The sequence below is a fragment of the Peptostreptococcus stomatis DSM 17678 genome (genome assembly GCF_000147675.1).
Taxonomy (GTDB): Bacteria; Bacillota; Clostridia; order Peptostreptococcales; family Peptostreptococcaceae; genus Peptostreptococcus; species Peptostreptococcus stomatis.
Genome location: NZ_ADGQ01000015.1, coordinates 1 through 9,878, shown reverse-complemented (window position 1 = coordinate 9,878; position 9,878 = coordinate 1). Strand labels below are relative to the sequence as shown.

At 31.4% G+C, this 9,878-nt stretch carries 20 protein-coding genes; 3 read left to right on the top strand and 17 right to left on the bottom strand.

Annotation, left to right across the window (positions count from 1 at the left end; genetic code table 11):
* Window positions 1-160: 160 nt before the first annotated feature.
* The 10 genes from HMPREF0634_RS01525 to HMPREF0634_RS01480 all read right to left on the bottom strand — a co-directional run bounded on the left by HMPREF0634_RS01525 (window position 161) and on the right by HMPREF0634_RS01480 (window position 4,580).
* Window positions 161-532, bottom strand: coding sequence for a P27 family phage terminase small subunit (locus HMPREF0634_RS01525; RefSeq protein WP_007788344.1), 372 nt, complete (start codon window positions 530-532; stop codon window positions 161-163).
* Window positions 533-706: 174 nt separating this feature from the next.
* The gene (locus tag HMPREF0634_RS09280; RefSeq protein ID WP_007788345.1) at window positions 707-1,402 is read right to left on the bottom strand and encodes an HNH endonuclease; all 696 of its coding nucleotides are present in this window, start codon (window positions 1,400-1,402) and stop codon (window positions 707-709) included.
* A gap of 165 nt (window positions 1,403-1,567) precedes the next feature.
* On the bottom strand, window positions 1,568-2,116 hold the full coding sequence (locus tag HMPREF0634_RS01515) for a site-specific integrase (RefSeq protein WP_007788351.1): 549 nt from the start codon (window positions 2,114-2,116) through the stop codon (window positions 1,568-1,570).
* A 196-nt stretch (window positions 2,117-2,312) separates the two neighbouring features.
* On the bottom strand, window positions 2,313-2,780 hold the full coding sequence (locus tag HMPREF0634_RS01510; RefSeq protein WP_123795781.1) for a hypothetical protein: 468 nt from the start codon (window positions 2,778-2,780) through the stop codon (window positions 2,313-2,315).
* A 1-nt stretch (window position 2,781) separates the two neighbouring features.
* Window positions 2,782-2,952, bottom strand: a complete 171-nt coding sequence (locus HMPREF0634_RS09730) for a hypothetical protein (protein WP_165480179.1) — start codon at window positions 2,950-2,952, stop codon at window positions 2,782-2,784.
* A 9-nt stretch (window positions 2,953-2,961) separates the two neighbouring features.
* A complete protein-coding gene (locus tag HMPREF0634_RS01505) occupies window positions 2,962-3,360 on the bottom strand; it encodes a single-stranded DNA-binding protein (RefSeq protein ID WP_007788340.1) in 399 nt (132 codons plus the stop codon).
* Window positions 3,353-3,616 (bottom strand): hypothetical protein, encoded by a 264-nt coding sequence (locus HMPREF0634_RS01500; protein WP_040565600.1) that lies wholly within the window; start codon window positions 3,614-3,616, stop codon window positions 3,353-3,355. Before HMPREF0634_RS01500 ends, HMPREF0634_RS01505 begins: the two co-directional genes overlap by 8 nt.
* A 17-nt stretch (window positions 3,617-3,633) precedes the next feature.
* Window positions 3,634-3,840 (bottom strand): hypothetical protein, encoded by a 207-nt coding sequence (locus tag HMPREF0634_RS01495; RefSeq protein WP_040565599.1) that lies wholly within the window; start codon window positions 3,838-3,840, stop codon window positions 3,634-3,636.
* A 5-nt stretch (window positions 3,841-3,845) separates the two neighbouring features.
* Window positions 3,846-4,181, bottom strand: a complete 336-nt coding sequence (locus HMPREF0634_RS01490) for a hypothetical protein (protein ID WP_243440491.1) — start codon at window positions 4,179-4,181, stop codon at window positions 3,846-3,848.
* A gap of 192 nt (window positions 4,182-4,373) precedes the next feature.
* Window positions 4,374-4,580: a hypothetical protein gene (locus tag HMPREF0634_RS01480; protein ID WP_040565597.1), complete on the bottom strand. Its 207-nt coding sequence runs from the start codon at window positions 4,578-4,580 to the stop codon at window positions 4,374-4,376.
* A 122-nt stretch (window positions 4,581-4,702) separates the two neighbouring features.
* On the opposite strand from HMPREF0634_RS01480, the gene HMPREF0634_RS01475 reads away from it, so the two are divergent.
* Window positions 4,703-5,002 (top strand): hypothetical protein, encoded by a 300-nt coding sequence (locus HMPREF0634_RS01475; RefSeq protein ID WP_040565596.1) that lies wholly within the window; start codon window positions 4,703-4,705, stop codon window positions 5,000-5,002.
* 37 nt (window positions 5,003-5,039) lie between these two features.
* On the opposite strand, the gene HMPREF0634_RS01470 is transcribed toward HMPREF0634_RS01475, so the two are convergent.
* From HMPREF0634_RS01470 to HMPREF0634_RS09725, 6 genes are all read right to left on the bottom strand, one after another.
* On the bottom strand, window positions 5,040-6,428 hold the full coding sequence (locus tag HMPREF0634_RS01470; protein WP_040565595.1) for a DnaB-like helicase C-terminal domain-containing protein: 1,389 nt from the start codon (window positions 6,426-6,428) through the stop codon (window positions 5,040-5,042).
* On the bottom strand, window positions 6,406-7,158 hold the full coding sequence (locus HMPREF0634_RS09275; RefSeq protein WP_007788336.1) for a hypothetical protein: 753 nt from the start codon (window positions 7,156-7,158) through the stop codon (window positions 6,406-6,408). The genes HMPREF0634_RS01470 and HMPREF0634_RS09275 overlap by 23 nt, the downstream gene beginning before the upstream one ends.
* 222 nt (window positions 7,159-7,380) lie before the next feature.
* Window positions 7,381-7,647 (bottom strand): hypothetical protein, encoded by a 267-nt coding sequence (locus HMPREF0634_RS01460; RefSeq protein ID WP_040565594.1) that lies wholly within the window; start codon window positions 7,645-7,647, stop codon window positions 7,381-7,383.
* Window positions 7,641-7,850, bottom strand: a complete 210-nt coding sequence (locus HMPREF0634_RS01455; protein ID WP_040565593.1) for a hypothetical protein — start codon at window positions 7,848-7,850, stop codon at window positions 7,641-7,643. The genes HMPREF0634_RS01460 and HMPREF0634_RS01455 overlap by 7 nt, the downstream gene beginning before the upstream one ends.
* Complete coding sequence (locus HMPREF0634_RS01450) at window positions 7,850-8,275, bottom strand: helix-turn-helix domain-containing protein (protein WP_007788349.1); 426 nt, start codon at window positions 8,273-8,275, stop codon at window positions 7,850-7,852. Before HMPREF0634_RS01450 ends, HMPREF0634_RS01455 begins: the two co-directional genes overlap by 1 nt.
* 48 nt (window positions 8,276-8,323) lie before the next feature.
* Entirely contained in the window at window positions 8,324-8,476 is a 153-nt protein-coding gene (locus HMPREF0634_RS09725) for a hypothetical protein (protein WP_007788352.1), read from the bottom strand.
* Window positions 8,477-8,565: 89 nt separating this feature from the next.
* Between HMPREF0634_RS09725 and HMPREF0634_RS01445 the strand changes: the two genes are divergently transcribed.
* Window positions 8,566-9,003 (top strand): hypothetical protein, encoded by a 438-nt coding sequence (locus tag HMPREF0634_RS01445; RefSeq protein WP_040565592.1) that lies wholly within the window; start codon window positions 8,566-8,568, stop codon window positions 9,001-9,003.
* Between the two features lie 140 nt (window positions 9,004-9,143).
* On the opposite strand, the gene HMPREF0634_RS01440 is transcribed toward HMPREF0634_RS01445, so the two are convergent.
* Window positions 9,144-9,344, bottom strand: coding sequence for a helix-turn-helix domain-containing protein (locus HMPREF0634_RS01440; RefSeq protein WP_007788338.1), 201 nt, complete (start codon window positions 9,342-9,344; stop codon window positions 9,144-9,146).
* 175 nt (window positions 9,345-9,519) lie between these two features.
* Between HMPREF0634_RS01440 and HMPREF0634_RS01435 the strand changes: the two genes are divergently transcribed.
* Window positions 9,520-9,834, top strand: a complete 315-nt coding sequence (locus tag HMPREF0634_RS01435; RefSeq protein WP_007788342.1) for a helix-turn-helix domain-containing protein — start codon at window positions 9,520-9,522, stop codon at window positions 9,832-9,834.
* The last annotated feature ends 44 nt before the right edge of the window (window positions 9,835-9,878 follow it).

The window sequence follows — 9,878 nt, the reverse complement described above, 5'->3', positions numbered from 1 at the left end:
ACAAGGCCTCGGGTCAAAGTCATACCTATCATCTTCAAGCATTCTAAGAAATCTCTTACATCCTTTTACCTGTGCCTTATTTACATTTATTCTACCCTCTACAATATTGTAAACATAATCAAAAACCAACTTGTAATTAGGGTATCTATCTAATTTTTTCTTAGACATCCTTTAAGGCCTGGGCCAGTTTTGAAACCTTTTTATCGGCCGTATCATCTTTTATTTTCTTTAGCCCTGATGGTGATAACCCTAGTTCTCTTGAATAAGATATAATATCTACCCTCAATTTTTCAATTATCAGGTATTCAGGACTTTTGATGTAGTTAGTAGCTCCACTTTTATTTGTATACTCAATTGTATATTCTGACCCATTAAGAGTAAACTTCTCTAACATCTGATTATATTCCAAAAGCATATTGGAATATACGTCAATAATATGGTCGAAAGACTTATTATATGTGCCAACAGCTCCCATTTTCTTAACAATATCTTTCCTGTAATACTTAAAATCTTTTTCTTTTTTTCTTGCCATGATTATCACCACCTCCTTCCTTGATTATGTTTTTTCAATATATAGAGCATTTTTAATTTTTGTCAAATTCTCATTTTCCCCCCTTTTTTGAAAAAATGAGACTATTGGAAATGCCTACCCTCTCCCCGTTGTCCCTACTGCCTTTGTTATGTTTTTAGGTAGGGGGGATGTTTGTCACGTCTCCTGCTCGTTGTAGTAAGCTAATATGACACGTCTAACTTCTTCTATGTTTCTGTTGTCTGCGTCTTCATAAAGTCGCTTCAAACATTCTTCTTTTGTTGTCCTCATAATGACAACATCTGGGTCATAAAGCACATAGTCATAGTAATACTTACTCATCTGAGTTGTTATTATATAAGCTGTGTCAAATTCTGATTCAACCTCAAGCATCTTCAAGAATGTTTTTCTAAACTCATGCAAATACTTTTTGATAAATGGATTGTTGTCATGCAGATCACATCCGGTCATGGCTCTTGATATTTCATCATAGTCAAAGACTATGTCATTCTTGCCCATATGCTTCCTAACATATGTCGACTTACCACTACAAGGTGGACCTACAACAAATACTATCTTAGTCATCTTATCAGTCTCTCTCTTTCTGTAGTAAAGCTGTTGATACTTTCTTCCCAGCTTTGATAGAGTCTTATGTTTTCTGTCATGCATTTTATTATGGCACTCATCACATAATGATATAAGATTTTCATTTGCCAAAAACAAATCTGGATATCTATCTGCAGGATTTATATGATGCACCATAGTTGCAGATGTTGTTATATTTTTTCTGCTACATTCCATACATTTATATCCATCTCTTTTAAGGATTGCTTCTCTTTTTTTCTCCCACTTTCTGGTTGAGTAATTTTTCATTATCTCACCTCACGAAATATGACATATCTAATATTGTGTAACATTTCAAATATAAGATTTCAGCAAACCTACATATATTGATTTTATATATATTTGAACTACTTTTATATTTCACTATTTAAGCTTAAATGTTACACCCTCTCAATATGTCACATTTTATATAAATTAAAAATAACTCATAGACTCATAGGCATCAGATATGGTGTCCTGATTAATACCTATATATCTAAGAGTAATTGATGGTTCGCTATGATTAAATATATTTTGGAGTATAGCTATGTTTTTAGTTTTATTATAGTAATTATACCCAAAAGTCTTCCTAAGCGAATGGGTCCCAACATTTTCAATGCCAAAACCACTACAGGTATCCCTAATTATCCTATAGGCATGTTGCCTTGATACAGGCTCAATACCTGTCTTGGAATTTGATATTAAATATTCATACTCTTCCTTACCATCAATATACAGATCAAGTTCCTTTTTTAAGAATTTATTAATCTTAATGACCTTACTTTTGTTGGTCTTCTTCTCTTTAATTCTTATGCTATCTTTGCCTTTTACATGCTTTACCTGGAGCTTTAAGATATCTGATATCCTTAAGCCAGTATATAAGCCTAGACAAAATAGCATATAGTTTCTTGAATTAGTCTTCTTAAGATATTTCAATATATCTTCCAACTTATTATTGTCTCTTATCGGCTCAACATAATTCACATATCACAACCTCCTTCTTTTTGTTAATAGTAAAAAAAGAAAGAGGTACTAGGCCCCTCTCTTTTGATACTGTGATAATCATACGTAAATTTCTGACTCTTTGACTTGAATATATTATAACACAGTTTTTAGGCGTTTTTGTTGCACGATTGTTGCAACCTTTTTAATTATTTCAGTGCATATTTTACACTCTATTTCAAGATTCTAGGCACTTTATGCCATATATGACAACAGCTAATTTTCTTACTGCAGCCACTCTTTTTCTAAAGATATTTGACCTCTCATAATTGGTATATAAAGCAATCTTTGAATCTGGAATATTATCAAAATATCTCATTTCTATAATTTCTTTTTCTTGATCTGACAAATCTGCCATTCCTTTTTTGATAAGGGCTATGTATTTTTTTTCATCATCTATTTCTCTTTGGACTCTTTCCATCATCTCAGATATCTTTACAACTTGATTTCCTATTGAATCTCCTGGAGAAGAAGAAACTCTTATGCCATCTGTAGATATAGACTTAATACCCCTGGATTTATATTCTCTTATTTCTGACATAGTATCTTCTAGTATTTTTATGTGCCGAATAATACCCCTATGGTTTTTAAGTATTACTTCCGTGCTTTCAAAAAATTCTTTCTTGACCCTAACTTTTTTCATCATATCACCTACCCTTATCAGCCTTTAAAGTTTGCTTACACTTATTATTACTGTGAAGTTGCCCATGCATCATGCCACACTTAGGGCATAAATAAAAAGTTCCTATTGGGCTTTTCCTTTTAATTTTCTTACCGCCACAAAATTCACATTCATTAGGAAATAATCTAATCCACATAACTACCTCCTAGAATGGAACGTCATCATCATCCACTGCAGCAAACTCTGTCGGTGACTCTGGTGGTTCCTCGGTTTTCATTGTCTTACTTTTACTTTCCAAGGCTTGAATGTTTCGGCCAGCAACCTTTGTGAAAGTTCTTTTTTCTCCATTAGGGGTATCATACCTATCAACTCGAATAGACCCTTGAATGGCTACCAATCTTCCCTTAGTGATGTAATTAGCAACAAACTCTGCAGGCTTACCCATTATCTCTACAGGGATGAAGTCTACAGGTATAGAGCCATCCTTATTTTTATAATCTCTATCAATAGCCATGGTAAATGTAGCTACTGGTGTTCCTGACCCTGGGATATATCTAAGTTCAGGATCCTTGGTTAATCTTCCAACTAAAACAACATTATTCATCTTCCTGATCTCCCTTAAATAAATTTTCTGCTATATGAAAAAGTCCAAACATTTCCAATAATTCAATCCCATCCTTTGAAAATATAGTAATCCCATCTTTTAACTCATCTACAACATTCATTGTTTTACCATTATTGGTTTCTATTTCAAGTTTTGTGGTTAGTGTGTCAGGCATCCTATAAAATTCTATTTCTTTATTTTCATTCAGAAAATATACAACCCCATTTCTCTCATAAACTTCATAAACCTTTCCCATTTTTACATCTCCTTTTTTTATTTAATAGCTATAAAGACTTTGTCTTTACCTTCACTCAGCTCCGACCATATCTGAGAAACTAGCCTTTCTGCAGATTGAAAATCTTCATATTCACGCAATATATAGTAATCTAGCCCCTTTTTTGCTTTAACCGTTACTCCCTCAGAATAAATAGCATCTGGGTTAAATAATATAATTCCTTTATATCTAACAAGCACATTCATATATCCTACCTCCTGTATTTATCACCGATTTCAAATTGTTTGTATTCTTCCTTTGTAACAAAAACAGTCGTCTGACTTCCGAACACATCTTTCAATAAAAAAGAATACTGTTCTTCTGCCCTTTCAGGAACTTTAACTGCTTTTAACTTGCCATCAATCCACTCTTCTCTTTTTTCGTACTTTATCTCACTTGGCTGATAGTCTTTCTTGATGACTGTCCCTATATAGGTCCTTGCCTCGTGCTCCACTACCCTATATCCTACAAACACACCTAGTCCAAAATTACAAATTAGGGCCAAGGCATGAATTTTACACCTGTGCTTATTAATCCATTCCATCATTTCTTTCTTCCCCTTCCAAAAACATTCTTATTAAGTTCATCTTGAAAATATCCTCTTAAATCAACACTTTCCTTTGCTTTTTTATACATGAATTCCCGTTTCTTTCGGTATTCCCTGTATTTCAGGCAATTGTCATGACAATTTACATGTCGTTGTTCACATTTATAACATGGAGCCTTCACATATGATCACCTAACTTTCGTAGTATTTTATTCTATTACATCCTGCTGCCTTTGCAAGTGGGTATAACCTTTCAAGGTTTGCCCAGATTTTCAAAAATGCAGCATATTCTTTTGTAGATTCTATATCCCTAAGTTCTTCCTCGTTCAAAGATTCAAAATACTTTTCAGCGTCATCAAATCGCTTTAAATTCTTCAAATATTCTTCTATTATATTCATATATTTTCCTTATTAAATTTAATATTGTTTATTTGTAATTTTAAATTTTTGCTATATAATATACTTGGGCTAAGATTAAAATTTCAAATTATGTATAAAAATATAAATTAGGAGGTATATACATGAACCCTAATGTAGAGAGTGTTTTAAAAATTTCTAGAAATAAATTATTTGATTTTTGCAAATTTCATAATATAAAACTTATTAAAACAAACCCTCAAGTTGACAGTTATTCACTTAATTATGAAAATAAAATACGTTTTTATGTTGAGTTTGATTACAATTATTCAATAAAAAAATACCGTTTTTATTTAAAAATCACTTATTTAACTAAAGACCATTATTCAAATTCACGAAGCATTGATTGCCCAATCTATTCAAATATAAGTACAACATTAACAGAAATAGAAAAGTACTTATAGCTGTATTTGAAATAATCTTAGCCCTTTAACCAATTATCTAGAATGGAATATCATCAGCAATACTTTCAAGTTCAACAAACTTAACTTGTTTTTTTATCGTCATATTATCATATCCATAATCTTTATTTAACTCATCCTTATCTGTCCAGAATCTTCTCCTCATAATATCAAAATTAATATCAAATTTTGCTCTTTGTTTACCTGTAATTCTATTTTTTAATACTATAATTTTTGTAGTATCATACTTATTTCCATTTTTATCCTCACCGATATCTCTTGATATTAATATTTCATAATCAGCAAGATTAACAACCTCAGATGCCCCACTAACATCATGCATATGGTATGATTCTTTAGTGTTTTTTAAACTTAAATTGCTTTGTTTTTTTCTAGGATGTGCAACTAAAATAACTGATATTTTATATTTTTTTGCCAAATTTTTCAGTATTTTAGCTAATTCTTTTTGTTTTTCAAATTCTTCAAATTGTCCTCTATCTATCATCATTAAATTGTCTATAATGAACAGCTTTACATTCTTTACTCTGGCTAAATATTCAATTGTCATTCCTATATTAGATATGCTGGGGGACTTATTTTCATTAAAAATAAAAAGTCTATCTTTAATCCATTCTTTAATAGCATACTGTCCATGGTTATTTGCACTATAATATGTCCCTCCCATGCTTTTATATTCTTGTAGATCATTAACATTGGCTACAGTATCTATAAACCACCTAAGGACGTTTGACCCTGTTAGTTCTCCAGAATAAATAAAGGCTTTGTTTCCAGAGCTTATATTTTCTGCTATAATTTGATTTAAAAGTGTTGATTTTCCTGAACTTGGCTCTCCAGTCAATATTGTCAAGGTCCCAAATTTTAGTCCATTCAATACCTTATCAAGATTTTTAAACCCAGTTTTAAGACCATCCCTGTCATCAATCAAATCAATCTCTGATGCATCTAAGATAAGATCGTCAACAGTTCCTTTTTCTGAAAATATATCTGATATAGATTTAACCTCATTTTCAATATCTGATAAATTCTTTTTATTTATATTTTGACCTATGCACTTAAGTCTATACAGCACATCTCTTTTGCAAGCCAATTCTTTTATAAGTTTAATTTTATATTCAAAATTACTGCCTATGGAGTATTTGACAAGTTCTGACAAATACGACATATCAATATTCAAATCCACTCTGTCACATCCATTTTTAACACTTATAATATCAATTGGCTTTTTTGTAATATACAATTTTCGAATACATTTATATATTTGACTCAAATGTTCAAATCCGAAATCATCTTCACTTAACCCATTGTCATTTGCAATTATCATTAGTTTTGCATCCACAATAATGTCCCCTATTACACCTGCCTCTAACTCATAGTCGCTCAGTTCTTTAGAAATATTCAATTCCATCATCATTACCCCCTGTTTTAGCAAATGGGATTATATTCTTTTTATCTTTTGGCATATTCATATAAAGCTTGTCGAATTGTTTTCTCAGCTTGTCAGTCGAGAGTATATTCTTATGCCAAAAATCATCTTGTTGGCACCACCTAATTACAGTTTCAATGTCATCAACGGACCTTTTATCAATTCTAAGCATTTTATCCATATGTCCACACCAGTTATCCAGGTTAGGCTTTTTAAACTGAGGGTTGTTCTCTTTTATGAGCCCATAAAGAAGGTTAGATAGTCTAAACTCATCAGAGTTTGGACTATATATATTATCTTCTTTCTTCTTTCTTCTTGTTAGGGGGCGACCCTCAGGGGAGTTTGTGTTAATTATTGGGTTATTTTGTGTTTCTTTTGTGTGAATATCTTGGTATGTTTCCCAATTTTCAATGGTTATAAGTGTGTGCGTCTTGTGTGTTTCTTTGGTTAAAAAACCATACTGTTCTGCGTGAGTTATGGTTGTTCGCACAGTTTCACGAGTACAATCTTTCCCACACATATTTGCTATACCTTGAAGGGACGAAAACACCTGCCCTGGAAGGGTTTTATACTTTTTGCCCTTGTAAATCCATTCTTTTTCTTCGTGGTCTGCCATCAACAATATAGTAATAATCACATCCCTTTGTTTGCCTAATAGGGACTTATAAAATACACTGTTTAAGATTCTTCTGTGGACTTTTATCCATCCTGACATAAGAATACCTCCCCCCTTGACCTTGCCTGTATTTTGGGTTATAATATTTGTAACAGTATTTATGGGATCCGTAAAATTTCTTGCGGGTCCTGTTTCTTTTTATTTTTGAAACGATATAAAACACATTACACCCTAACCCAGATACTATCAAAAATTTAAAAATATGATGGGCCAGTATAAGCACCCACACCATTATTTCTCCAAAAAACTCTAATATGTTCATCATGCTGTTTCCCTTTCATCCATGTAATTGCAGGCCATCTGCAATAGTTTTATTTTTATATTTTTGCTTTCAATTTTTCTAAAAGCCTTTAGCGTCTTAAAGCTTATTGCATTCTTGGATATGATCATCACATCCCCCATATGTTTAAAAAAACCAGATATTTCATCTTTTTTATAGCAAACAACTTTCCAGATAGTTTTTTTACCTTCAACTGTAAATTTATACTTTGGGTGCTGTATGGTTTGAATTTCTTGTTTTATTAGCATTCCCCCATAACCTCCCTATATCTATCTTCACCAACAGCCTTTTTAAGCTTTTCAGGATAAATAACATAACTGTATGTTCTACTCTTATCATTTTTCTTGAAGGCTGTCCCAAATTCAAAGGCCCCTCGTTGAAGTCCAACCCTAATAAATTGGTCTGTAACACCAAGCATTTTGGCGGCTTCTGATACTTTAATCTTTGTCATTATTTTCCCCTCCGATACAATAATTCAAATGAATTTTTTATTAAATTGCTGATTAGCTTTTCTGCATCTTCCCACGATTTCAATTCATGGTCTGAAATTATGCCATCTGATGCTATGCTAATAAGTTCATCCTTCTTCTTATCCAGGTTTTGCAAGCTGTTTAAAAATCCCAATGTTGAGCAGCACAAGTCCTTATCTTTTAATGGTGGAAGGACCATTGCACCTACCTGGCTATTTTCCAAATGCTCATATGCAAGCTTCATATCCCCATAGAGTAAGCACATCCTTCTTGCTATATCATTTGGTGGTATATATGTACCATTTTCATATCTCTTGATGGTATCGATACTAATATTTAAATGTTCAGTAGCCTTTTCTTGAGTTAGGCCTGCTAGCTTCCTGTATTTTTTATAAATATTTTCCATTTTTTATCCTTTCTTTATTAAAATTATTTTTCCATTTTTGAGAAAGAATTATTTGAAAACCTTTAAATTTAATTCTTTCTGATTGATTGACTCAAGTCGTTTTTTTACTTCAATTAGTAAATCATTGATTTGGGTCAATTCTTCTTTAACTTCAGTTGAATTTTCAATTTCTATATTTACCTTTATATTTAATTTGTCCATATTATTCATCCTTTCTTTTTTTACTTCCTCTTATGTTATAATTTACTTATCAGCTCCTGCTGAAATCTAATCAGAAGGGGGGTGATATTGTGGTGGTTGCAGTAAGTTATACTGATAGAAATAATGTTTCAATCTTATGTCAGTCAGTAACTGATTCAATCAATGAGTGTATGAGTGTTTTTATTTCAGATGTATACAACCCAATTCGCAAAATGGTTATATATATTTATGAAAAACTCCGAGAAATGGTTAGAAAATTAATTCTTTCACTAAAGCCAACTCTGATTGATTTTGAAATAACTCTTTCTAAAATTCAATATCAAACTTATACCAACATAAATGCAATTAGGGGGCCACCTCAAATTTTAAAAAAGATTTATAAGGTTATTGGTAGATATTTGTTTGAAATTGCATATACAGTACTATTGCCTTATCTAATAAGCTGTGTTTTTCCTGAATATAGCTTATTGATATCTTTAATAGTATTTCATATCTTTTTCATAAAATGTCTTTTTGATAACAAGTAAGTCTTTCCAGCCTTTGGGCTGGTTTTTTACTTATATCACCATCCCCTGATTAGATTTCAGACGGAGCCGATTTTTATTTTTCATTAGTGCATTTTTTGCACTTCATTTTTATTTTTAGCAATGTTATAATTTTTAGTATATTATGAATCAACTTTTTGGGTACAAAAAAGCTCTTCAACGCTTTTATTATATATTCTTGATAGAATTATAGCTTCATTGACTGATATTTTTACCACTCCAACTTCTTTTTTATAGTAGTTAGACTTTGTTGTGTTCAGTTTTTTTGCAATGTCTTCAAGGGTTAATCCATGCTTAATTCTTTCATTTTTCAATATATTCATATCACTTTTATCTCCTTTCTTTAGTTTATTTTAAATCAACTTTATACCTATATAATAGTTGATTTAAAATAAACTGTCAATAGAAAAATGGAAATTTATGAAACTTTTTTTTATAGGCTTGTTTCTTGTAGTGAAACACTGTAGAATTATAGTATACAAAGCAAGGAGGGATACTATGAATTTGCTTGGGAATAGAATAAAATTACTAAGAAAAGAATTTAACATGACTCAAACTGATCTGGCTAATAGGTTAAATTTAACTAAGTCTAATATTTCAAAATACGAAAATGGAATAGTTGAACCTAGTCTTGATATACTTAGATCAATGTCAGATTTATTTGAAGTATCGGTTGATTATCTCCTTGGTCGCACAAATATAAGAAATCACCCGGAAACTTTTGCAGCACATACTGATGAAGATATGAGTGATGAAGCAAAGGCAGAGTTGGAAAACTTTAAAGAGTTTTTAAAAATGAAATATGGGAAGTAAAATTTGCGTCTCTTTTATTTCACACAAAATGATATGCAAATGAT